Source organism: Bacillus aquiflavi (assembly GCF_019915265.1).
In the GTDB taxonomy this organism is placed as follows: domain Bacteria; phylum Bacillota; class Bacilli; order Bacillales; family Cytobacillaceae; genus Bacillus_BT; species Bacillus_BT aquiflavi.
Genome location: NZ_CP082780.1, coordinates 1,224,208 through 1,250,030, shown reverse-complemented (window position 1 = coordinate 1,250,030; position 25,823 = coordinate 1,224,208). Strand labels below are relative to the sequence as shown.

The 25,823-nt window shown below is 36.4% G+C and carries 19 protein-coding genes and 2 pseudogenes; all 21 read right to left on the bottom strand.

Translation table 11 applies throughout. The features are described 5' to 3' along the window. Positions 1-1,479: 1,479 nt before the first annotated feature. Positions 1,480-1,806 (bottom strand): annotated as a pseudogene (locus tag K6959_RS06260) (recombinase RecA); the annotation flags it as partial. Between the two features lie 772 nt (positions 1,807-2,578). Further along, positions 2,579-2,863, bottom strand: a pseudogene (locus K6959_RS06255) (recombinase RecA); the annotation flags it as partial. Positions 2,864-3,280: 417 nt separating this feature from the next. After that, on the bottom strand, positions 3,281-4,519 hold the full coding sequence (locus tag K6959_RS06250; RefSeq protein ID WP_163240224.1) for a competence/damage-inducible protein A: 1,239 nt from the start codon (positions 4,517-4,519) through the stop codon (positions 3,281-3,283). Positions 4,520-4,532: 13 nt separating this feature from the next. Continuing rightward, a complete protein-coding gene (gene pgsA, locus K6959_RS06245) occupies positions 4,533-5,111 on the bottom strand; it encodes a CDP-diacylglycerol--glycerol-3-phosphate 3-phosphatidyltransferase (protein ID WP_163240222.1) in 579 nt (192 codons plus the stop codon). A 259-nt stretch (positions 5,112-5,370) separates the two neighbouring features. After that, complete coding sequence (locus tag K6959_RS06240) at positions 5,371-6,279, bottom strand: helix-turn-helix domain-containing protein (protein ID WP_163240220.1); 909 nt, start codon at positions 6,277-6,279, stop codon at positions 5,371-5,373. Positions 6,280-6,300: 21 nt separating this feature from the next. Further along, positions 6,301-7,089, bottom strand: a complete 789-nt coding sequence (locus K6959_RS06235) for a DUF3388 domain-containing protein (RefSeq protein WP_163240217.1) — start codon at positions 7,087-7,089, stop codon at positions 6,301-6,303. A gap of 300 nt (positions 7,090-7,389) precedes the next feature. Beyond that, positions 7,390-7,647 carry a DUF3243 domain-containing protein gene (locus tag K6959_RS06230; RefSeq protein WP_163240215.1) on the bottom strand — a complete coding sequence of 86 codons (258 nt, stop codon included), beginning with the start codon at positions 7,645-7,647 and terminating at the stop codon, positions 7,390-7,392. 170 nt (positions 7,648-7,817) lie between these two features. Next, positions 7,818-8,540 (bottom strand): elongation factor P 5-aminopentanone reductase, encoded by a 723-nt coding sequence (ymfI, locus tag K6959_RS06225; RefSeq protein ID WP_223087939.1) that lies wholly within the window; start codon positions 8,538-8,540, stop codon positions 7,818-7,820. A gap of 175 nt (positions 8,541-8,715) precedes the next feature. Beyond that, a complete protein-coding gene (yfmH, locus tag K6959_RS06220) occupies positions 8,716-10,002 on the bottom strand; it encodes an EF-P 5-aminopentanol modification-associated protein YfmH (protein WP_163240211.1) in 1,287 nt (428 codons plus the stop codon). After that, on the bottom strand, positions 10,002-11,282 hold the full coding sequence (yfmF, locus tag K6959_RS06215) for an EF-P 5-aminopentanol modification-associated protein YfmF (protein WP_163240209.1): 1,281 nt from the start codon (positions 11,280-11,282) through the stop codon (positions 10,002-10,004). Before yfmF ends, yfmH begins: the two co-directional genes overlap by 1 nt. Before the next feature lie 196 nt (positions 11,283-11,478). Continuing rightward, positions 11,479-12,441 carry an ABC transporter permease gene (locus K6959_RS06210; RefSeq protein WP_223087937.1) on the bottom strand — a complete coding sequence of 321 codons (963 nt, stop codon included), beginning with the start codon at positions 12,439-12,441 and terminating at the stop codon, positions 11,479-11,481. 1 nt (position 12,442) lies between these two features. Then, complete coding sequence (locus K6959_RS06205; protein ID WP_163240205.1) at positions 12,443-13,489, bottom strand: ABC transporter permease; 1,047 nt, start codon at positions 13,487-13,489, stop codon at positions 12,443-12,445. Between the two features lie 2 nt (positions 13,490-13,491). Beyond that, a complete protein-coding gene (locus tag K6959_RS06200; RefSeq protein WP_163240203.1) occupies positions 13,492-15,015 on the bottom strand; it encodes an ABC transporter ATP-binding protein in 1,524 nt (507 codons plus the stop codon). Between the two features lie 346 nt (positions 15,016-15,361). Next, positions 15,362-16,459 (bottom strand): BMP family lipoprotein, encoded by a 1,098-nt coding sequence (locus K6959_RS06195; protein WP_163240201.1) that lies wholly within the window; start codon positions 16,457-16,459, stop codon positions 15,362-15,364. 81 nt (positions 16,460-16,540) lie between these two features. Continuing rightward, positions 16,541-17,266, bottom strand: a complete 726-nt coding sequence (locus K6959_RS06190; protein ID WP_163240199.1) for a GntR family transcriptional regulator — start codon at positions 17,264-17,266, stop codon at positions 16,541-16,543. A gap of 455 nt (positions 17,267-17,721) precedes the next feature. Then, positions 17,722-20,022 carry a DNA translocase FtsK gene (locus K6959_RS06185; RefSeq protein ID WP_163240279.1) on the bottom strand — a complete coding sequence of 767 codons (2,301 nt, stop codon included), beginning with the start codon at positions 20,020-20,022 and terminating at the stop codon, positions 17,722-17,724. A gap of 174 nt (positions 20,023-20,196) precedes the next feature. After that, complete coding sequence (locus K6959_RS06180) at positions 20,197-20,409, bottom strand: YlzJ-like family protein (protein WP_163240197.1); 213 nt, start codon at positions 20,407-20,409, stop codon at positions 20,197-20,199. Further along, on the bottom strand, positions 20,406-21,077 hold the full coding sequence (locus K6959_RS06175) for a ClpP family protease (protein WP_374058341.1): 672 nt from the start codon (positions 21,075-21,077) through the stop codon (positions 20,406-20,408). Before K6959_RS06175 ends, K6959_RS06180 begins: the two co-directional genes overlap by 4 nt. Positions 21,078-21,468: 391 nt before the next feature. Beyond that, a complete protein-coding gene (locus K6959_RS06170; protein ID WP_223087935.1) occupies positions 21,469-23,136 on the bottom strand; it encodes a ribonuclease J in 1,668 nt (555 codons plus the stop codon). Positions 23,137-23,657: 521 nt separating this feature from the next. Further along, positions 23,658-24,524, bottom strand: a complete 867-nt coding sequence (gene dapA / locus K6959_RS06165) for a 4-hydroxy-tetrahydrodipicolinate synthase (RefSeq protein ID WP_163240191.1) — start codon at positions 24,522-24,524, stop codon at positions 23,658-23,660. 55 nt (positions 24,525-24,579) lie between these two features. Continuing rightward, positions 24,580-25,812: an aspartate kinase gene (gene dapG, locus K6959_RS06160; protein WP_163240189.1), complete on the bottom strand. Its 1,233-nt coding sequence runs from the start codon at positions 25,810-25,812 to the stop codon at positions 24,580-24,582. Between the last annotated feature and the right edge of the window lie 11 nt (positions 25,813-25,823).

Sequence of the window (25,823 nt, the reverse complement as noted above, 5' to 3'; positions counted from 1 at the left end):
ACGGTATGCGGTACTGTCGCTACTATGGGAACTCCGTTGCCATATAAAGCATTTCGGTATCCGTCATTCCAGACGATACTTTATCTGAATTAAACAAACCGATCATATACAATTCTCGTAATCTCGGTTTTGTTGTTACAGATACTTTACTTAGGCAATCATAGGTTATCCAGTATGACATATTTTTTTTTGGTTAGGTTCCTCATTCGTTGTTTACCTTTAAACGAGGTTGAGGGAATAGTGTCCACTTAGTAATACGCAAGTTTTAAACGTATTACATCTATTCCGACTACCAATAATAGCCACTCATAAGGTAGTCTCCGCCTTTTCTAGACTCTCCAACTGAGGTTCAAGCAGGATAGCCTTAACCATACAAAGAATTTCCGTCTCGCCATTCATCTTGGTTTATAGCGGCTTAAACCGATCATGACTTTTCAACCATGCTGTTTTCCCCCATCCCTTTCGGTTAGAGGTAAGGTTGCTGACGGTTGCACTATTTTGGACTATGCAATCTGTTTTCTCAACAGCAATGCCATACAGGACGCGTTTTGATATCGAACGATCAAAACTTCCTATCGCACAAACTTCAATGCTCGTCCACCAGGTGTTGTTTGTAGTGATAGGTAACAGTCATCTTCGGCATTACCCATTAAGAGCTGTTTTCCCCCACTTCACACCGTACATGAAAGTTTCCCTTCATACGGCGTTCCATCATAGATTCGTTAGGGTATCCCTAACATTTCGGGTTTTAACCTTAAATTTAGTCGGATTCGCTTTATTAGCTCTTCGACATGCCAATATCTATGACTATGCCTCTTCCCTGAACGTAGTTTTATCCTCCTCTTAAGATTGCTCCTAATAGTGACTAACGGCTACGCTTTAACGGTACTACAGGCTGCCGCCACTCCAATTCAGCAGTTATTTCCTTCTGCTTAGGGACATCGGGTTTAACCATCCTTTACATTCCCTTTGGAGCTTCCGTTGTTCCTCTATCCCCTATCCTTACATATCGACTGTAGGTGTCCTATACACTCCGTCAAGTTTCCCGATACCACTGCTGACGGTATTCGGTATGATAAACCTTAGATTGGTTTATCGCAGTCAGATGCAACCCCGACACATCCAACCGCTCTTGAATATATGCCCCTCTATTTTTCAACAGAGTTTCGGTTACGAAGCTCAATAGGATTTCTGTTCGTCACCATATCGAATTTATGGACTCCCGCCTACTTCACCAACCGTAACAAGCTCTCAAACTTATTTTAGGCCGATTTTTCGACGACTTTAGCGAGCTTCATACATCTTGCAGGTTAATACATGATGCATGTCGCAGTATTAGAGGTACTGTTAGTCAGCATTCTAACAGGTTGGGAACTGCCCCCAACGGCTCAAGGATAGAAGTTCTATAGTAAATTGTATACTATAGGCTAACCTTTAAAAGCTGTTTCCAGCTTGTTTGAGTTAACAACAACGCGCACCGGGATTACCGAACATAATGCCAACCTTTTCTCGAATTTGATTAATAAAGACTGCTATTGTTTTTGATTTGTTAATTGCTCCGGAAAGCTTGCGAAGTGCTTGAGACATAAGGCGAGCTTGAAGGCCAACGTGAGAATCTCCCATTTCCCCTTCAATTTCAGCCTTTGGAACAAGAGCAGCAACAGAGTCAACTACGACAATATCTACTGCTCCACTCCGTACAAGTGCTTCCGCAATCTCTAGAGCCTGCTCACCTGTATCAGGCTGTGAAAGAAGCAGCTCATCAATATCGACTCCAAGCTTTTGAGCATATATTGGATCGAGTGATAGCGATAGGTAATAGTCATCCTCAGCGTTATCTGTTAGGAGGTATTTTCCCCCGCTTCACACCGTACGTGCAAGTTTCCCTGCATACGGCGTTCCATCGCGTAATTTAGATTAACACCTAAAATACTCGACTATGCCCCTTCACTCCACAGGCATTACCCTGCTTCATCATTACTACGGGCTGCTGCCCCGCCTCTGCAACAATCATTTCCTCTTGTTTAGTGTCATTAGATTACACAATCTTTAGCAGACACTGAGGCGGTTCACTTGTTCCGCATAACCTATCCTTACATATTCCCTTAGACTCCATCTCTAGCCCGTCAGCCATCTTTTCATCCACGGTTGGAGGACTCAAGACAAAAATCCTTTACTGGATTAATCCAGATCAAGCAAACACGAATACTCTTTCTGGGACTGAATCTTTTGAATAAGACATCTTCCTTTTTGATGTTCAACGCCTTACGAGCTGTACTTCCGATGGTTCGCTCCAATGCAATCGCATTCTCTAGTCATAGGAATTTTATGGACCCCCGACTACTACACTGACCGCTTCACAGATCCGTTTTTCGCCGTCCTCTCCGAGCTTCGCACTGTCATGTTGTGTACCATTACAGCACGTCGGGGTATTAGGGTAAGAACACCAACCTTTGTTCTTATCTTGGATTTTCACCAAGCACTCAGTTATGCAGTTAGAACCAAAGTTCTACTACTTGGTTCCGTTAACTTTTCATACAGCATTTCTGCCATATTTAAGTTAGCAACAAGTCGCACCGTGTTCGGCGTCTATGAACGCTGCTTGTCCTCCTTGAGCTTGAACTTCGGCGATTGCATGAAGAGCAACTGTCGTTTTACCGGAGCTTTCTGGTCCGTAAATTTCAATGATTCGGCCACGTGGATAGCCGCCAACTCCAAGAGAAATATCAAGTGCTAGCGAGCCGCTTGAAACAGTCGAAATTTTTCGATCCGTTTGCTCTCCAAGCTTCATAATTGAGCCTTTACCAAACTGTTTTTCTATTTGCTTTAATGCCATTTCTAAGGCTGCTTGACGATCGCTCATTTATTTTTCCTCCTTATTAATTCTATTGCTATTCTTTATTTCTTTTATCTAAAACCTACCATAACTATATACTTTTTTTTTTCGTTTGTCGAGAAAAAAACGAACATTTATTCGCTTTTTTTATTAGTTTTTTATTAACCATATAACTAAAGTAAAGCACGAATTGGTAGGAAGCTCTATCCAAGTGCGAAAAAAAAGAATGCAGGGTTATGCATTCTTTTGCAACTGTCCGCATTTTTCATTTCTTGTACTCCGTTTCTATGCGGCGTGTCTCAAATGTATTTAAGTAGTCGACAAAGAAATTAGACTGTTGACTAACGAAATCATGAACGCCTATTCTAGTCGCTTCCACTTCGGGTATGCGCCTCGACTGACAAGCGTTTTTCGAGTATTTTTTCGGACATTTGCTTTAAATATTTACTTTTTTAGTTTTTCCATTAAAAAATAACAGCCGTATTTTACTGAACGAAATCTGTTTGTATCCCGATTGACTCCTAAATGGAGAAGCTCTACTGAAGTTGGTTTTCCCTTCAGTGCAATCCCTATAAATACAGTTCCGACAGGCTTCCCTTCTAACGTGTCAGGACCTGCAACACCTGTAAAACTAATTCCGATATCTGCATTTAATAATGTACGAACATTTTCAGCCATTTCAGCGGCACACTGTTCACTGACAACACCGTAAACATCAATTGTTTGCTTTTTTACTTGAAGCAACTTTTCTTTTGCTTCATTTGTATACGAAACGATTCCGCCCTTTAATATGTTACCTGCCCCAGGTATAGAAGTTATTTCTTGTTGAAACATACCGCCTGTTAAACTTTCTGCACAAGCAATTGTAAGATTTTTTTCTTTTATCATTTTCACGAGTTCGTTCATTAATGATGTTTCATCATACCCATAAAAATAAGTCCCAACTCGTTCAAGAATTTTAGTTTCCATTTCATTAAGAAGTGCTTGAGCTGTTTGAAGATGATGGTGCTTAGCGGTCAATCGAAGAGTTACTTCACCATCGCTCGCTAGCGGAGCAATGGTTGGATTTGACTGTCCATCAATTAAATCTTCTATTTTTGTTTCAAGTAATGCTTCTCCAATTCCAAAAAAGCGTAATACCCTTGAAATAATCTTATCTTTAGCCTTTGTTTGATTGAAAAGTGCTTCTTTTCCATATGTTAAAAACATCGGTTCCATTTCTTTTGGAGGACCTGGCAAAAGCATATAAATATGCTTATTGACTGTTAAAATCATGCCAGGTGCCATTCCGTGATCATTTCTTAATACATGGGATCCTTTTAACGTATAAGCTTGTTTACGGTTATTTTCCGTCATTTTTCGCTTAGTTGTTTCAAAATAAAGTTTTATGGACCGAAAAGCATTTTCATCAATGACTAGTTCACGATTTAAATGAAGTGAGAGCGTTTCTTTTGTTAAATCATCTTTTGTTGGTCCAAGTCCGCCAGTTAAAATGATGATATTTGCTCTTTTTTCGGCAATCTCGAGTGCTGCTTTTAGTCTATTTGGATTATCACCTACAGCAGTATGGTAATACACATTAATCCCCATATCAGCAAGTTGTTCAGAAATAAAGCGAGCATTTGTATTTACAATCTGTCCAAGCAAAAGTTCAGAACCGATTGTAATTATTTCAGCATTCATTCAATTTACCACCTTATTTAGAGTGACTAAAAACCTTTCTATTTAGCCAAAAATATTCCCATCCGGACCAAATCGTGAAAAACAACGCAATCCATAAAGCAATATCAGCAAATGGAATAGAAATGAGTTCAAAAATAATATTATGTAAAAGCAGTGCCGATATTGCCACGATTTGTGTCCATGTTTTTATTTTACCGAGCATATTAGCCGCAACTACTTCCCCTTCTCCAGCAAGAACTAAACGAAGTCCAGTAACCGCAAATTCACGGCTAATAATCACAATGACGATCCATGATGGTGCCATTTCCAAATCAACAAGTACAATAAGTGCTGCTGAAACAAGCAACTTATCTGCAAGAGGATCTAAAAACTTTCCTAGATTAGTAACTAAATTATATTTTCTTGCATAATAGCCATCGATCCAATCTGTCGTTGAAGCAATAATAAAGATTAACGCCCCTACAAAATGAGCTACTGGCATCTCTGCACCTAAGATGTATATTTCACCCCATGAAAATGGAACAAGCATCACGACGAGAAATACCGGAATTAGAAAAATTCGTGAAACGGTAATTTTATTTGGTAAATTCACGCTGTTGACCTCCCTAGTTTCGCGATAAGTTTAAATGAACTTATAACATTAATCATACCATGATTAGACAAGAGTCGTAAAAAATAGTCATCTATTCTGATGACTATTTTGACACTTTGTTGCTTGCGCTTCGTTTGTAAACTTTTGAACTACAAGTTCTATTTTACTTCTGCCTTTACACATCTCGACTGACAAATATATTTAATTAGCTTTTCAAGAACTTGCTTTTACAAACTGAAATAGTCATCTAGTAAGATAACTATTCACTTTTACGAGTAAAACGTATCGTAATATCTTGACGAACTATATCAGTAGGGCTAATTGCGTACTCTAGCTTTTGATCATTTACATAAATCTCAGCTTCTGATGCTCTTCCTACATTGATGTACGCTTCGTTTTCATTCGTAAAATCAAAAGTTTGTCCTTCAGGTTCGTTGGATGTCAACATAGCTGAATAAAAAGATTTTCCGTTTCCGTTTTCAACTTCAATCCATGATTCACCAGTTGAAACAATTTTTAAAACAAATTTATCACTGTTTTTTAACTCATATACAGTATTACTACCGCCCTTTTCAGTAACAGCAAGCTCCTGCTTTGGAGTATTATCTGTTTCACTTTCTTTTTCTGGTTTCTCCTCTTTCGCCTCATTCTTTTCCTTGTCTTTCGCATCATTAGCCGCTTTATTTGAATCAGCTAAAGGCGAATCTTTAGGCTTCTCATAGTTTATTGTCGTATTATTTTCCCCTGTATTTGGACTGTCTGCTCGATCGGAGGCATAATTATAGAGAAAATACCAAATTAACGCTATGGCCCCAATAATAACAACAGCAAGTAAAATTTTAGGAAACATATCAAGAAGTTTTGAGGCACCTTCAGAAATTGTTTTATTTGCTCTTGCTTTAGATATTTGTTCAGGCATTTCTTCTTTATCTGGTTCCGGAATATCATTTTTATATTCCTCAAACAAAACATCAGGATCTAAATCGACCGCTTCTGCATATTGTTTAATGAACGCCCGTACATAAAACTTTCCAGGCATCATATCGTAGTTACCTTCTTCTATCCCTTTTAAATAACGAGTTTGGATTTTTGTAATATTTTGTAATTCGTCTAAGCTTAATCCTTTAGCTTGACGAGCTTCTTTGAGTTGATTTCCTAGTTCCGTCAACGATAAACACCTTCCATTATGTTAAAAATCAAAACCACCAAAAGTTGCATTAGAAAATAAATGATTGTTACCTAACTCATATGTAATTTTTTCATCATGCTCATGACGAAGTTCAATAATATAATCAAAATCTTCAAGAGAAAATTCCGTATTTTGAACAAAAATATCTGGATGTTCGACTACTTTTACTGCAGGCAGCCTCATTATTTCGCGGACAAGCTGCCAATGTTGTTCACTCGCTCTTCTAGTCGAAACAATCCCGTCAATAATAAATAAATTATTTACATTATATTCTTCTTGTATTAATTGATTCCGTACCGTTTGTTTCAATAGCGTTGAAGAAACAAATAACCACTTTTTATTTGCGCTAACGCTTGAAGCGACAATTGATTCGGTTTTGCCAACTCGAGGCATCCCTCTTATACCAATTAATTTATGTCCATCCTGTTTAAATAATTCAGCTAAAAAGTCAACAAGCAAACCTAGCTCCGCTCGAACAAAACGAAAGGTTTTCTTATCATCTGCATCTCGTTGGATATACCTTCCATGCCTGACAGCCAGACGATCTCGAAGTTTTGGTTCGCGGATTTTTATTAATCTTATAGTATCCATCGTTTGTAAAATAGATTCTAGACGCGCAATTTGTTCATCATTTTTGGCGAGAATTAAAAGTCCCCTGCATCCCTGATCTACACCATTTATCGTAACAATATTAATTGATAACATTCCTAACAATGATGAAATATCCCCAAGTAAACCTGGTCGATTTATTTGTATTTCATATTCCAAATACCATTCTTTTTTGCTCATTTAAACCCTCCTTTTTTTAAAAAAATTCATTAGGCTTTATGACTATATAATTGTTATATTTTTAATATAAATAGGTCTTAATGTTTTATTACAAGTAATTAACCCTTAATTATATTTATATTTTTTTCATCTAATTTCTATAATAAATGATTTTGATTGAAGATGAAAGGGAAAACAAGGAAGCCTGCAAAGAATTTTTTCAAAGGGACAAAGTTGTCAAAAAAATTTACCTTTTTTTCTAAAAAACTTGTTATTATCTGACTCTTTAAAAAATAAAAAAAGAGAGGAATCCCTCTCTTCTTAATGTGTACCGTCATTTTGAACAAGCTTGACCATTATGTTTGCAATTGCTTGTTGTTCTTCAGGAGTGGCAACTGACCAAAGATCAGATAATACTCGTTCTTGCTCGTTTTTCGGATCCACTTGTTTAGCTAAGTAATCTCCAATTTGAAAAGCAAGATCATTAATGACTTGCTTACTCATTCCTGCATCTTGTGCTTGGTCTAAACGATCCCCTAGGAAACCTTTCCATTGTTGCCAATTTTCTAATACAGACATCTTGTTTTACCTCCTTCATGATAGTACACAATTATTTTGCATCATCGATTTAAAAATATACATTCACTAATTAAGATTACCTTCTTTTTTAAGTAGCTGTTTGTTTTAGCATTATTCGTATGAGTCTGGTTCCACACGTCTTTTGCTTCACATAACCGGTAGAAATAAGTTTACATATACCAGCCGCCATTTACTGCTATTATTTGACCTGTAATATACGAAGATTGTTCAGAAAGGAGAAATGCTACTGTATCTGCAATATTTTCCGGATTGCCAATTTTCCCCATCGGGATGTTTTCTTCAATTGAGATTAACTCTTCTTTAGAAAAATTACTTAGCATTGCAGTTTGTATCGCCCCAGGTGCAATTCCATTTACACGTATGCCATTTAATGCTGCCTCTTTACTTAATGCTTTTACAAAGGATATTTGTGCACCCTTTACAGCCGAATAAGCCACTTCACATGCTGAGCCTGTTTGTCCCCACATAGAAGAAATCACAACGATATTACCTGAGCGATGCTGAATCATTTTTGGCAATAGTTCTTTTGTCAATAGAAGAGGTGTTGTAACATGAACTTGAACTAGACTTTCTAATGTAGATTCATCCAGATCAACAAACATTCCGTAATGGGAATGACCTGCATTATGTACAATTCCGTATAAAGAAAAAATATATTCGGCGATTTTTTTATAACCTGCTTTTTTTGCTAAGTCTGCCTTAATAGGAATATATTCTCCAGGAAACTGTTGTAAATCGTTAAGCAATGTAACGATTCCTTTATCATTTTTATAATAATGAAGATAAAGAGAGTACCCTTCTTTTGCAAGCTTTTTTGCGGTTGCTTGTCCAATGCCTCCGCTTGCGCCCGTAATTAAAACATATTTCTTCATAATAATTATCCAGCTCCATTTACATAAGTATAACAATCAATTCAATTATAACTTTTTTATCATCTAAACATAAAAAAACGCCGATTTAATCGACGTTTCAGACTGTTGATAAACGGTTCTATTTGCTTTAACCTCGTACTTGCCTGCCTCGACTGAAAACGGTTTCCAATGAGTCTTATTTCGGCACAACTTGGCATACAGTAAACCGTTCTTCTGCAATGAACTGAGCCGCCCTCTCTTTAATATCATTTAAAGAAATACTTTCGAGAGTTGGGACGACATCGAAAAAGTTCATCCCGTTAAAAGCATAGCGGGTAAATTGATTTGCAATATATTCTGGTGAATTTATTGCTCTTAAAAACGCACCAATTTTTTTCTTTTTTGCCCGATCTAAACCTTCTTCAGTAAAAAATGTGCCGTTTTTAGCTTTTACAAAAATTGATTTAAGGGTTTTACTTAGCTCGTCCGGGTTTCTTGTATCACCACCGACTACAGCAAATCCAAAGTTATGTTCCTGTGTGTAATCGAACATAAACGTTTCATCAATTAATCCTTCATTATAAAGCTTGATATAGTTTTCAGAACTTTTTCCAAATAATAGTTCGAGAATGACATTAATCGTTAGTTCATTTTTTAAGATCTCATTACCTATGCTGTTATGTTTGTTTGCTTTTATCCCAACTAAACATTTTGCCGTTTGTACGTTCATTTTTAATACTTGTTTCTTTTCAGCTGTTTCAATTGGTTCATCAGGAAATTTACGTTCAATCTCTGGCTTATCTGTAAATGGTTTTTTCTCTTGATTTTCTCGTACTAAGCGAATGATTTGTTCAGGGTTAACAGGGCCGACTATAAACAACAGCATGTTGCTCGGATGATAGAAAGTGCGATAACATTCGTAAAGCATATCTTTTGTAATATGAGAAATTGATTCAATTGTTCCAGCAATATCTATTTTAACAGGATGATTTTTAAACATATTACTAATTAGCCCAAAATAAAGGCGCCAATCAGCATTATCGTCGTACATCGTAATTTCTTGTCCGATAATCCCTTTTTCTTTTTCAACTGTTTTTTCTGTAAAATAAGGCTCTTGAACAAAATTAATTAATGTTTCTAAATTTTTCACAACATTATTTGTACTTGAAAATAAATATGCGGTTCGAGTAAATGAAGTAAATGCGTTTGCCGATGCACCTTGTTTACTAAACTGTTGAAAAACATCTCCATCCTCTTTCTCAAAAAGTTTATGCTCTAAAAAATGTGCGATCCCATCAGGAAATTTTACAAACTCTTGTTTTCCTTCAGGGATAAACTCATTGTCGATCGAACCATACTTTGTTGTAAACGTAGCATAAGTTTTATTAAAGCCTGTTTTAGGCAAGACGTAAACATCAAGTCCATTTGTAAGCTTTTCGTAAAAAAGCTCTTCCTGAAGCTGTTCAAATGTAATTGTTTCCATTATTCACCTGCCTCCGTTCCTGTTAAAAAATAAATCGTATCAAGATCAATTTTTTTGGCAACATTTACAATCTCTTCTCGTGTGACAGAATTTATTTCCTTCAGCCAATCATCAAGGTTTAATGAGCTTTTTGAAACAACATTATGATAAAAAACTTCTACTATACCTCTTACAATATCAATTGTTTCAAGCATTTGATTTTTAATTACTGCTTTCGTTTGTGAAATTTCATCATCAGTAAAATCGCCATTTCTCATCGCTTCCATCTGCTCTCTTATAATCGTTACAGCTTGATGATAGTTTTTAATATCGATCCCTGACATAACCATTAAAAGCCCTTTATGACTTTCAATCCGACTTGTTGCATAATAGGCTAGGCTTGCCTTCTCCCGTACATTAATAAATAATTTCGAATGGGAAAATCCCCCGAAAATCCCGTTAAATACTTGGAGATGGAAATATTGCTGATCTCCGTATAAAATGTTTGTTCGATATCCGATATGAAGCTTTCCTTGTTTAACGTCTTGTACTTCTTTCACTTCCTGAACTTCTGCTCTTCTTTTAATCATCTGTTTATTACTTTCTTTTACAGTTCGTGGTTTAAACTGAAGAAGTTCATTCGTAAGAACTTTCACTTCATTCTCATCTACATCGCCAACAACATACAAATCCATTTCATCTTCGGAAAAGGCCTTTTCAAAATATTCATATAAACTCACTTCATTAATATGATCGATATCTTCTATACGGCCGTTTACATTTAAGGCATAAGACTCACCATTACACATTTCCTCAATAAGACGAAAATTGGAATACCTAATTTTATCATCATTTATCGATTGAATACGTTGTTTTAATGTCCTTTTTTCCTTATTAACCGTTTCTTGATCAAAAGCTTTCTTTTTGGCATTTGGTTTTGTTAAAACTTCTGCTAAAAATTCAAATGCTTTTCTTAGTAACGGTGTTTTATCTTTTAAAAAGATTTCATTAGCAATTTCAATTGAAAAACTAATAATATGATGTTCACCTTTTTTGGCAACATCTACAAAAAACAAGGCACCATATAAATCATCCAAATAAGCACGTAATTTTGTCGTTGTCGAATATTTTGCGGAACTACTTTGCAAAACATAAGGCAGCAGTGCCCGTTTTGTTACATTTTCTTGATCAAGAGGAGCTTTCATTTTCCAAATAAGTGTGTTTGTTTTATATTTTTTTGTCGGAACAACGTGAAGCCTGTAACCATTCATTTCTGTTACACTTTCATTTATTACTGCCATCAGCTTTCCTCCTTGAGTTAAAAATATATTTTATATTATGTACATAAATATTATCCGTTGATAGAAAACATATTATTACTATACATTGAACTATTCATAAAGTACAAAATTTTTTTAGAGTGGGTATAATGACGAACCGCCTTCGAAAAAAGAACTTCGGAGTAATGCCGAAGTTCTTTCATATCACGAAAACTCATTATCTTTTCCCTTTAATATAATGACCGCCTAGTGCTTTTGGTGCATCAGCACGGCCAATAAATCCGGTTAATGCTAATATTGTTAACACGTAAGGCGCAATTAATAAGTAAACGTTTTGAATTTCTTTAATAACTGGAATATCTGAGCCAATAAAGACTAAGCTTTGTGCAAAACCAAAGAAAATCGCTGCTCCCATCGCTCCTAATGGATGCCATTTGCCAAATATCATAGCAGCTAACGCCATAAAGCCTTGTCCATTAATTGTTGAATGGCTAAAATCGAGAGAAATAGACTGCGAATATACTGCACCGCCAAGCCCTGCCAGCGCTCCACTAATCATAACAGCAATATAGCGCATTTTTGTAACATTAACTCCCATCGTATCTGCTGCCATCGGATGCTCTCCAACCGCACGTAGACGGACGCCGAAAGGAGTTTTAAATATGACAAACCAAACAATAAAAGCAAATAAAATCGCCAAATAAGATGTCATATATTCGTTTTTAAAAAACATCGGTCCAATTAATGGAATATCTTGCAAAAAAGGAACATCGATTCGTAAAAACCGTTCTTGAATCACCTCAGTTTGTCCGTGACCATCAAACATTTTTTTTACTAAAAATAATGTGAGACCGACTGCCAAAAAGTTTAAAGCAACCCCCGAAACTACATGATCAGCACGAAATGAAATAGAGGCAACAGCATGTAAGAGCGAAAATAATGCCGAAATAACCATTGCTACTAAGAGTGACATCCACGGAGTGAACGATCCAAAAACGTCGACGAACTGCAGATTAAAAATAATTCCGATAAAGGCGCCCATTACCATTAATCCTTCAAGTCCGATGTTTACAACTCCAGACCGTTCACTAAAAACACCGCCTAGAGCTGTGAAGATAAGAGGAGTTGCATAGAACAAAGCGGAAGGAACGATAAAGATTAGTATTTCTAAAAAACTCATCTTACTCCACCTCCTTCGTTTTCTTTAGCCGCTGTAACAATAAGCGGAAAATATAACCTGATGCAACAAAGAAAATAATAACGGCAATTACTATCGAAACCACTTCGGGTGGTACTCCGGCCTCATTTGGCATATTTAATGATCCAAATTTTAATGATCCGAACAAAACAGCACCAAAAATTATGCCAACAGGGGTATTAGCACCTAACAAAGCGACAGCAATCCCATCAAATCCAACACCAGTAAAGCCACCTTTAACTGAAATATACTCAAATGTTCCTAGTGCTTCCATCGCGCCTGCTAATCCTGCAAAAGCCCCAGAAATGACCATTGATAGTACAATATTACGATTTACATTCATCCCTGCATACCGAGAAGCATCATGATTGAAACCAACTGACTTTAACTCAAATCCTCTTGATGTTTTTTCGAGGATAAACCACATGATAAATACGCATAATAAAGCAATAAAAATACCGTTATGCATTCGCGAGTAGTCTGTTATTTCTTCTAAAAAACTTGAACGTAATGATGCTGTTTCAGCAATGTTTTCTGTTCTGTCTCCATTGCCTGATAATTTACGAATAAGGGCGTTAACCGTATGGAGTGCAATATAGTTCATCATAATCGTGACAATTACTTCATGAACACGAAAGCGTGCTTTTAAAATACCAGGCAAAAATGCCCATAAACTTCCGGCAGCTGCAGCCGCTAATACTGCTAACGGCAAATGAATGACTGCTGGCAAGTCAAATGCAAATCCAACGTATGCAGCTGCAAACCATCCGACGATTAACTGTCCCTCAACGCCGATGTTAAATAATCCTGTTCTAAAAGCAAATGCAACTGCTAGACCTGCTAAAATATAAGGTGTAATTTGTCTAATTGTTTCACCAACAGAATAAACATCACCAAAAATTCCATTCCATAAAGCCTTATAACCTGCTACAGGACTAAAACCACTTATTAACATAATAATTGCACCGACAATTAAACCTAAAATAACAGCAATGATTGGAACTAAAATGTTTATGATACGATTAGACATAGTTACTCACCTGCTTTCTTTAGCCTTTGACCAGCCATTAATAATCCAAGTTGTTGTTCCGTTGTTGTTTTTGGATCAACAATATCAATAATTTTGCCTTCGTAAATAACAGCAATTCGGTCACTTAAATTCATTACTTCATCTAGTTCAAATGAAATGAGCAATACTGCCTTACCATTATCTCTTTGTTCAATTAATCGTTTATGAATAAACTCGATTGCTCCTACATCAAGTCCCCGTGTAGGCTGAGCAGCTATTAATATATCTGGATCACGATCAACTTCACGACCGATAATTGCTTTTTGCTGATTACCGCCTGACAGTGATCGTGCCGGTTCGTATTCACTCTGGGTACGAACATCAAATTCTTTAATAATTTCACGGGCTTTTTCATAAATGTGACGTTTGCTTAAAACTCCCATTGAGGAATATGGAGACTTATAGTAAGTTTGCAAAACGATATTTTCTCCAATCGAAAAATCTAATACGAGGCCATGTTTGTGACGGTCTTGCGGAATATGACCAAGTCCTGTTTCAGTAATTTTTCGCGGGCGAAGATTCGTAATATCTTGATTATTTAATAATACTTTTCCACTCGTTGCTTTTCGCAAGCCAGCTATTGCTTCTATAAGTTCGGTTTGTCCATTCCCGTCTATCCCTGCTATTCCAACGATTTCACCTTTGCGGATGGATAAATTAAGCCCAGTTACTTTATCAATTCCCCGTACATCTTTAACGATGAGATTGTCAATTTTTAATACTTCATTTCCTGGTTTAGCAAGTTCTTTTTCTGTTTTAAAGACAACATCGCGCCCAACCATAAGACTTGCTAATTCATTCGGATTAGTATCCTTCACATTAACTGTCCCAATGCCTACTCCTTTACGTATGACAGTAACTCGATCGCAAACTTCCATAATTTCCTTCAATTTGTGCGTAATTAATATAATTGACTTACCTTCTTTAACAAGTCGTTTCATGATTTGAATTAACTCTGCTATTTCCTGCGGAGTTAATGAAGCAGTCGGTTCATCAAAAATAAGGATATCTGCACCTCGATAAAGCGTCTTCAAAATTTCAACCCGCTGTTGCATTCCAACGGAAATATCGGCTATTTTTGCATAAGGGTCTACTTTTAAGCCATAGTTATTTGAAAGCTGTGAAATTTCTTTCGCTGCTTTATTTATATCAACAGTTCCGAAGCGAGTTGGTTCACTTCCTAAAATAATATTTTCTGTAACTGTAAAATTTTCAACTAACATAAAATGCTGGTGGACCATTCCGATCCCTAAATCATTTGCAATGTTTGGATCAGTAATGTTCACCTTTTTTCCCTTTACCCTTATTTCACCAGCTTCTGGTTGATATAAACCAAAAAGAACATTCATTAAAGTAGATTTACCAGCGCCATTTTCCCCTAATAATGCATGGATTTCTCCTTTTTTCAATTTAAGTGTAATGTTGTCATTTGCGACAAATGAACCAAATTCTTTACGAATATTGAGCATCTCAATCACATAATCCACTTTTGTTCACTCCCTTAAAGGATTGATAAATGCGAAAAAAATAAGAGGTAAGAGGTCGGACTTTATAATGTAAACAATCACTATTAATGCTCCTCTTTTCTCATAGTAAAATTTACACATAAAAAGCTTTATAAATAAAAGCCTTCATCTAGTGATAAACTTATGAACAACCGTTCTATCGCTTTCGTCTCGTCCTGCACACCTTAATGACAAGCGTTTTCAATCAATCTGAGAACATATCACTCTATTCTCTAGCCGGTGCTTTATAAATAAAAGCTTTTTATCTATAAATTTTATCCTTTTTTTAGTGAAGAGGGCTAGCTAATTTCTAGCCCTCTTCATTAAATTACTCTGCTTTAAATGATTCGAGTTCTTCGTGTGTTGACGGAACTTTAATTTCACCATTTATAATTTTCTCGTTCCATTCCTCAATTACTGCAAGAGCATCGTCAGAAAGTGCACCACGAGAATCAGCCAATCCTACTCCACCTTCAGCAAGACCGTAGTAAATAACTTCTCCACCAGGGAATTTTCCCTCCATTGCTTTTTTTGAAACGTCCTTTACACCGACACTAACAAGCTTTAAAGAAGAAGTAAGTGTTACGTTTTCTTCCTTATCATTAATGACAACTTTACCTTCTTCATATTGGTCGCGGTCTACACCGATTACCCAAACATCTGTATTTGGATCTTTAGTCTTACGTTCTTTAGCTTCATTGAATACACCATTACCTGTTGCACCGGCAGCATGGAAAATGACATCAATGCCTGAAGAATACATTTTATTTGCTGCAGCTTTTCCAAGCTCAGCTTTATCAAAAGCACCAGTGTAATTTACGACAACTTCAGCCTCAGGATTTACTGCTTGTACTCCAGCACGGAAGCCGCTTTCAAAACGTTCAATGGATGGAATTTCCATTCCGCCTACAAAACCAATCTTGTTTGTCTTTGTTGTAAGTGCAGCAGCAACACCTGCAAGAAACGAACCTTCATGGTCTTTAAACATGATACTGGCAACATTATCTAATTCAACAATTCCATCTACAATTGCTAGGTTTGCATTTTTACGTTGTTCAGCAATTTCTTTCATTGGCTCTTCAAAAAGAAAGCCAATCCCGAATACTAAATCAAAGTCGCGGCGAATTAAATTATTCAAGTTTGTATTATAATCTGCATCACTTTTTGATTGTAGATAGTCGTATCCGCCATCGCCTTTTTTAAGACCGTTCTCCTCACCAAATTCTTTTATACCTTCCCAAGCTGATTGGTTAAACGATTTATCATCGACACCGCCAATATCAGTTACCATTGCAACCGAAAAGCCTTTTTCTTTATCTTCTGACTTTGATGCACCACCATTTTCATCACTTTTACCACAAGCACCTAAAATCGTACCAGCAGCAAGAACTAGTGACAGCGCTAAACCAAATTTACGCTTTTTCAAGGTAAGTACCCCCTATAGAGTTTAGTTTGATTTTAGTAGAAATGAGTGATAACAGTCCAAAACTTGTTTAATTGAAAAGACTCAAACCCGCTTTCGCAATACATGAAAACTGAACTTGTCGGCCTTAAAATAGTTGACTGAAAAAAGTATTGGCTCGTCCTTTTCGTCAAAATGCATTTGTTTCAAAACGAGTAACGCCGTTTCTGGATCACACGCTAGTATAGGTGAGATTTTCTCATGATAGCCAACAGGCTCAATCTGTGCTACTGCGTATGTAATCTTTTTGTTTGCTTCCTTTTCTAACGTGTTAAATATTGATTCATCCTTATGATTAAATGCCCTTGATAGGATTTTTTCAGGAATTTTATCAATACAATAAACAACTGGATCTCCATTAGCAGTACGGACTCTTTCAATTACAACAAATTCTTCGTCAATAGAGCATGAAAAGCGGCGAACATCTTCCTCAGTCGGGCCTTGTGTCGCTGAGCTTAAAAAGATAGTACCTGGGGTCATCCCTGCTTGCTCGATCATAGTTGTTACACTATTCAATTGTTCTATACCAGAGGTAAAAAGCGGTTTTGAGTTCACGAAAGTTCCAACACCATGACGGCGAATAATAACGTTTTCTTCCTCAAGAATCCGTAACGCTTCTCTAAGTGTTGCTCTACTTACCCCTAGTTGTTTCGCAAGATCAAATTCAGAAGGTAGTTTTTCCTTTTCCTTGTATACCCCTTTCTCAATGTCATGCTTCAAATGATCGATGACTTGTAAGTATAGATGCCGATTATCTGATTTAATAGCCATTACAGGGTTCCTCCATCAATTTTTTCAAGACATCAGACCTCTGATGTTCAATCATTCCTACTAATCGAAAATACTATAACACTTTTTTGACTATAAATAAATAGGGTTTCACGATTTTGTCGAAAAGAGGAAATAACGAACGATCATAGATGTCATTCATTATTTACTTATAAATCGTTGATATATAAGGATTATATTATTAAAAAAAAATAAAAAACAAGCTCCTTTTTCGTTCATATATTTTCAAATATTTTCCATTATTATTTTTTGTAAGCGTTTTTAATTGTATGACATATCTTAAATTTAATTGGAGAGGAAGGAGGAATCCTCCCTCTTTATACTATAAATGCTCGCATTACTTCGCTTGCACTTTGTTGTCGGCTCATAAATAATTACTATTTTATTTTAAATCTTGCTGACTTTAAAATAATTTACTTTATCTGCAAAGAAAGATATCATTCGTTACTTGCTTCATCCGAAAAGTTTGTTACTAATACAGTCCGAGGTTTACTACCTTCATATGGTCCGACGATTCCCCTCGCTTCCATTTCATCAATTAAGCGTGCAGCCCTTGTATAACCAATTCTAAATCTGCGTTGTAGCATTGAAACGGATGCTGTTTGCATTTCAACAACTAATTGAACTGCATCTTCAAAAAGTTCATCTTCTACGTCTGACAAATGATTAGGTATGTCATCAGGAATCATATTTTCTTGATATTGTGCTTTTTGTTGAGAAATGACAAATTCAACTACTTCTTCTACCTCATGATCTGAAACAAACGCCCCTTGTACACGTACAGGTTTTGAGGCTCCTACAGGGAGAAAAAGCATGTCCCCTCGTCCAAGGAGTTTTTCAGCCCCCCCCATATCAAGAATCGTTCTAGAATCAGTTTGCGATGAGACCGCGAAAGCAATGCGAGATGGAATATTCGCTTTTATCACACCAGTAATGACGTCGACTGAAGGCCGCTGTGTTGCGATAATAAGATGAATCCCAGCTGCTCTCGCCATTTGAGCAAGTCTTGTAATGGAATCTTCGACATCAGATGAAGCGACCATCATTAAATCAGCAAGCTCATCAACAACAACAACTATGTATGGGAGAAGCTGTTGCTCTGTTTCTTCATGTTCATTGTGAAGTTTTACATATTCGTTATATCCTTCAATATTTCTCGTTCCAGAGTGAGAAAATAATTCATATCGACGCTCCATTTCACTCACAACCTTTTTTAATGCTTGTGAAGCTTTTTTCGCATCGGTAACAACTGGTGCTAATAAGTGAGGAACACCATTATAAACATTTAGTTCTACCATTTTGGGATCGATCATCATTAGTTTTACTTCGTGTGGCTTTGCCCTCATCAAAATACTAATAATTATACTGTTAATGCAAACGCTTTTCCCACTGCCAGTGGCACCGGCAACGAGCAAATGAGGCATTTTGTTAAGTTGTGCAAGAACTGCATCTCCAGTAATATCTCTTCCTAAACCAATGAGCAATTTAGCATCAGGCATATCATTTTGCTTTGATTCAAGCACTTCCCGAAGGCATACACTCGCAATTTGTGAATTTGGTACTTCGATACCTATTGCTGATTTACCTGGTATTGGTGCTTCGATGCGAATATCCTTTGCTGCAAGAGCTAACGCTAAATCATCACTTAAGCTAACAATTTTACTCACCTTAACCCCGACATCAGGATGAACTTCATACTTTGTTACAGCAGGACCTAAATGGACTTGGGTTACCTTTGCTCTTACCCCAAAGCTTTGAAATGTCCGTTCCAGTTTGGCGGCATTTGCATGAATTAGTTTATACTCGCCGCTTTGATCAATATGTAACGGCGGCTTTAAAATGTTTATAGGGGGTAAATTATAGTCGATATTTTCTTTTTCTAACTCTGTAAACTTAATTGGTTCAGATAAATCTTCTTCACCATTATTTTTCGTTTTGTCTGCTACTTCAGAAGTATTTTTTCTTTCTGAAAAGCTCGAAATAACTGGCTCTTGATCTTCAGTTGTTAAGGGTGGACTGATGACCAACTCATTTTGTTCATTTAATGGCTCTTCATCTGCTTGTTTACTCGATACTTCCCATTTGTCATTTCGCTTTCTTTTCCATTCTTTTAAATCTGTAGCAAATGCGTTCACTTGTCTTTTCGAAAAGTCGATTAATGGTGTAAACGTTTTTCTAACAACGTCCCCAAGTGGTTTTCCTGTTAGTAAAATAGTACCGATTAAAATCATAATAAATGAGATTATTTTTGCACCAGGCTCGGCGAATAAAAAATAAAATAAAGAAAATAAAATTGCGCCAAACATACCTCCTCCAAGATCCTGAAAACTATTGTCTCCTCTTACTTCCTGCAAAAACAATTCCCAAGTACTTGAAATGACACTTGAATTGTTTAAATTGCCTCCTTGTGATAATATTTCAAACAATGTAACATGACTTAATAATAATATTGAGGAAATAATTAAATAAACGCCTATTAATTTCATATGGAATAAATAAGGTACTTCCCGCTTCCACATTAAATAACCGCCAATCCAAATCAAACCGAGCAATGCTAATGCAAACCATTCACCTAGAAAAATCCTAAAAAATGATACCGAGGCTTTACCGACAGCTCCTAATCGTGCAAGTGTAATAACCGATAATGTAATAAGACCGAGACCTATTAACTCGAATTTTAAAGTTCGATTTAAGTCGGCTTGTTTTCTTCCCTTTCTACTTATCTTTTTTTTAGCCATCTTATCACCTTTATTTTTAATTTTAATTCCTTCTATATATGTAAACTTTATTACCATCGTATTTCACTTCTATTTAGAATAACGAAAGCAGCCTAAATAGGCTGCTCTTGACGTAAGTTTATTATACCACATCACTTGTCCAAAACGAGGAAATCATGATAATTTTAATTTCATTTAAGGTAATGAAATTTTTGAACCCGGGATGTACCTGCTATCAAGGAAATGTTGCGGGTTACTGCTTAATACGCGGACAACTTGAAAATCCCCATCATTCGCTAGCTCTACTAATAAAGGAATTCCATTATGATTAATGGTTGAATACTTTCCATACTCTGCTTGATCAAAAGAGAAAATAAGTTCACGAGGCATCATCGTATACAAAATCATTGTATCACCTTGCTGCTTTCATCTTTATTTAATTCAATTAATTCGGTCAATTTTTTCATCGCTTGACCTATTCCACCTACTTCATTAATAAGTTCATACTTTACCGCTTCTATTCCAACAATATTTGTTCCAATGTCTCTTGTTAAATTTCCTTTAGCAAACATGAGCTCCTTAAAGGTTTTCTCAGAAACATCCGAATGCTTAGTCACAAATTTGATTACTCTTTCTTGCATTTTATCTAAATACTCAAACGACTGTGGAACGCCAATGACAAGACCAGTTAGACGTATTGGATGGATTGTCATTGTCGCAGTTTCTGCAATAAACGAGTAATCGCATGAAACTGCGATCGGAACACCAATTGAATGTCCTCCGCCCAGTACAATTGATACAGTTGGTTTTGATAGCGAAGCAAGCATTTCAGATATAGCTAGACCTGCCTCAACATCACCCCCAACTGTATTCAAAACAATGAGTAATCCCTCGATATTTGTATTTTGTTCAATTGCAACGATTTGTGGAATAATATGTTCATATTTCGTCGTTTTGTTTTGTGGCGGAAGTTGAAGATGTCCTTCAATTTGACCGATGATTGTTAAACAATGTATTTTTGAATCTTGCGAAAGCTGAGGAACATTTGTTTGTCCTAACTGTTGAATTTTTTCCATTATACCAGACGCTTTTTCCTCATTTATTTTCGTTTGCTGGTCTGAATGATCCCCGTATTGCGTTTTCTCTTTATCCATCTGACTTCTCCCTTCATTAGAATGATTAAAGTTAGTATGAGCTCCTTTATTAATTTCATGCGAAACTTTTCAATCATTTCTTCCTCACATAAGTTAAATAGCAAACAAATACTCTAACAGAAACAACGTTTTTACTATAAATAAAAACAGCCTTAAAGAATTTTCTTTAAGGCTGTTAAGACTGTTGGCAAACGCTCGTTGCTTGCACTTCGTTAACACTTGTTCTATTCACTTCCGCCTCATTGCTTGGCGCCTTGACTGACAAGCATTTTCAACCACTAAAGGAGTATGGAAACTTCTTTAGGACTATTGATTAAACTTCCATAATAATCGGTAAAATCATTGGTCTTCGCTTCGTTTTTTCAAATAAATAATAATTTAACGAATCACGCATTTCTTGCTTTAAGCCACTCCAATCAAAAATATCTTTCGTAATATTCTTTTCTACAATATCACGAACAATTTTTGTGGCCTCCTCAATTAGCTTTTCAGATTCACGTACATATACAAAGCCTCTTGAAATGATTTCAGGACCAGCTGCAATCCGCTTTTCTTTTCGATTTAAAGTAACAACTGTTAACAAAATTCCATCTTGTGATAAAAGTTTTCGATCTCTTAATACAATATTACCGACGTCACCGATACCGTAACCATCGATTAAAACGTTGCCTGCTGGAACTCTTCCAGCCGAACGTATTTTGCCATGTTTAATTTCAATGACTTCACCCTTATCAGGAATTAAAATATTCTCAGTTGGAACATTTGTTGACTCGGCAATTTTTGCATGAGCTTTCAACATACGGTATTCTCCATGAACAGGGATAAAAAATTTTGGTCTCATTAAGTTTAGCATTAACTTCAATTCTTCTTCACTGCCGTGGCTTGAAACTTTAACAGTTCGAGACCCCAACAAAACATTGGCACCAGCACGGTAAATGAGATCAATTGTTCTAAATATCAATAGTTCACTTCCCCTTATAGGAGAAGCCGCAATTAACACACTATCGCCTTGTTGAATGTGAACTTGCTTATGAGTTTGCTTAGCAATTTTTTGTAGTACTTCAATTGGTTCCCCTTGATTTCCAGTCGTTAGGATCACGATTTGATTATGATCGTATTTATCAATATCCCCTATCGGTATCATTAAATTTTCAGGAATATTTAAATAGCCAAGCCTAAAAGCAATCTCATAAATACGCAGTAAGTTTTTTCCAACAACAGCTACTTTTCGGCCATTTTTATGTGCCGCATTGAAGACGTGTTGGATGCGATTAATATCTGAAGCAAAACAAGCAACAATAATCCGTCCCTTGGCACTACTAAATGCATCACATGTTTGACGAGCTACAACCGCTTCTGAAATAGTATAACCAGGTTTTTCCGCTTCGGTACTATCTGATAGTAAGCATAAGACTCCTTCATCACCTATTCGATCCATCTTTCCGATCTCAGGTCGATATAATTCAGAAGCTGATTGATCAAATTTAAAATCGCCTGTATGGACAATCGCTCCTTCAGAAGTATGAATACAAACGCCTACAGAATCTGGAATACTATGATTCGTTTTAAAAAAAGAGATTTCTGCATAAGAAAATGAAAGTCTCGAACTGGAGTTAATTTCATTAAACTTAACCGTTCCTTTAAAACCTTGCTCTTTTAGTTTTGCTTTTACTAAAGCAAGCGTTAAGCGAGTGCCATATACAGGTACATTGAGAGCATCTAAAACATATGGGAGTGCACCGATATGATCTTCATGCCCGTGTGTTAACAATATTGCTTTTACTCTATCTTGATTTTGTGTTAAATAAGAAATATCTGGGATAACTACATCTATCCCAAGCATTTCATCCTCAGGGAACATTAAACCCGCATCAACGATAAATATCTCCTCGTTTACTTCAACAACGTACATGTTCTTTCCAAGTTCGCCTACTCCCCCGAGGGCGATTAATTTGATGCTTTCCGCCTTTTTAATATTCAATTGTGTTTTCCTCCTATGTTGTTATGAAGCCGACCAAGAACCGATAACATTATTATACGTTATGATAGAAAAGCTTTACAACTAATTTACAGAAAATATATGAGGAAACCTTATAAAAATAAAACGAAACGCCAATTTTTACGCTTTATTCATTCATGTACCTATCACTTTTTTCAGGATATAATTGTTTCTTCGTCTTCTTAATGTTTCAAAAAAAGTAACTTTCTAATGATTAATCGTAAAATGGAGAGCTTTGTACATCATATCACAGCTTTATTTTTCAAAAAAATGAGAGGCCTTTATCCAGCCCCGCAAAACTTTCCTTTTCCCCATTTTTATCCTAAAATCTTCATATTCATTAAAACCGATCATTTGTTAGTTTCTTTCTTATCAATTAAAAAACCTATCAGTGTATTTATTACTGATAGGTTTAAGACTGTTGGCAAACGCTCGCATTCTTCCTTGCTTGCGATTTTTGCCCTAAATATCGACATTGTCTATATCTGTAACCTATAGGATCATTAGTTCAATAAATTTAACAGCGTTAATCGCTCTTGTTCTGTTAATGGCACTAGCGGCAATCGAACTGAGCCCACATCCAAACCTTTTAACTGTAGAGCTGTTTTCACAGGTACTGGATTAGGGGCTGCAAATAACCCTTCTACAATCGGTAATAATTGCTGATGAATTTTTGCAGCTTTTTCATGATTGCCGTTTAAAAACGCTTGCACCATTTCAAGTAATTCGTTACCGACAACATGGGAAGCAACAGAAACAACTCCGACTCCTCCGATTGCTAATACCGGTAATGCTAGACCATCGTCTCCGCTATAAAGAAGAAAATCCTTATCTGTATTAGCAATAATCTTCGTCATCGCATTTAAGTCTCCGCTTGCTTCTTTTACTGCAACAATATTAGAAATTTTAGAAAGGTGAATAATTGTTTCTGGCTCAATATTCACAACAGATCTACTTGGAATATTATAGACCATTACTGGTAAGTTTGTGTTTTCTGCAATCGTTTTAAAATGTTGATACAGTCCTTCTTGATTGGGCTTGTTATAATAAGGTGCAACAAGCATAATTCCATCAACACCAAGCTCAGTTGCCTTTTTTGTTAATTCAAGAGAGCTATATGTGTCATTACTGCCTGTACCTGCAATAACAGGAACACGTTTGTCAACAACTTTTACTACATGATCAAATAGTGCCAGTTTTTCTTCCTTAGTTAGTGTTGGTGATTCTCCTGTAGTTCCTGCAACAACTATTGATTCAGTACCATTGTCGATTAAATGATTGATAAGGTGCGTTGTTTTAGTAAAATCGACATGTCCTTTTTTATCAAATGGCGTTACCATCGCCGTTGAAACTCGACCAAAAAGAACCATTACTCCACTTCCTTTTTTATTCTTATCATTTTATTTTACAAAAATTAAAAACCTTTTACTCGTATTCTAATACTTCACTTTCTAAATGGAAGACGTCATGTAAAGCATTGACTGCACCGAAAAGATCTTCTTGTTTCACAAGAACCCATATCGTTGTATGACTGTCTGCTGATTGAAGAATGCGAATTCCTTTCTCAGATAAAGCTGTTACAATTTTAGCAGTAACTCCCGGCACCCCTGTAATTCCTGCACCGACTACTGATACTTTTGCACAATTGCGTTCTACTTCATACTCATATTCAAGCTTTTTCAAAACTTCAATAGCCTTCTCTGATGTATCTTCCGTTACAGTGTAAATAACGCCGTTAGGAGAAATATTAATAAAGTCAACACTTATATTCTCATTTGCCATGCCTTTAAACACTTCTGACTGAAGATTATATTGATCTTTTTTTGCATATACTTTAATTTGCGTAATATTCGCGACATGTGCTATACCTGTAACAAGACGTTCGCGAATATCGCTTACTTTATGATCTTTATTTAATGAAGTAACAAGAGTTCCAAGCCCGTCATCGTAAGTTGATCTAATCCGAATAGGTACTTTTGCTTGCATTGCAATTTCAACAGCCCGAGGATGAATTACTTTTGCTCCTTGATAAGCCATATTGCACACTTCGTTATAAGTAACGTTTGCTAAAGGTCTGGCATTTTCAGCAATCCGCGGATCAGCTGTCATAATTCCTGCTACATCTGTAAATATATCAATCCACTCTACATTTAATGCAGCTCCAAGGGCCGCGGCTGATGTATCGCTTCCACCTCTACCTATAGTTGTTACATCTCCATTTTTAGCAACTCCTTGAAAGCCTGCTACTACGACAACATCAACTTGCTCAAGCTCTCGAAGTAAACGGTCACATTTCATGTCAGAAATCTTTGCATTCGTATGATTGGAAGTTGTTTGAAATCCAGCTTGTGCCCCTGTATACGCTGTCGCTTTTATTCCGCTTTCAAGAAGCATATTTGCAAAAACGATACTTGAAATAATTTCACCACAAGACATGAGTAAATCTTGTTCCCGTTTATTTATTTTGCTATTCTTTCCATTCACTAAAGATAATAATGTATCAGTTGCATACGGGTCACCTTGACGTCCCATAGCAGATACTACAACAACAACTTTAAAACCTTCTGCTAGTGCGGTTTCAATGTGCTTTCTAGCATAAGCACGGCTATTTTCATCACGAACTGAAGTCCCGCCAAACTTTTGTACAACTATTTTCATTATAACACCTC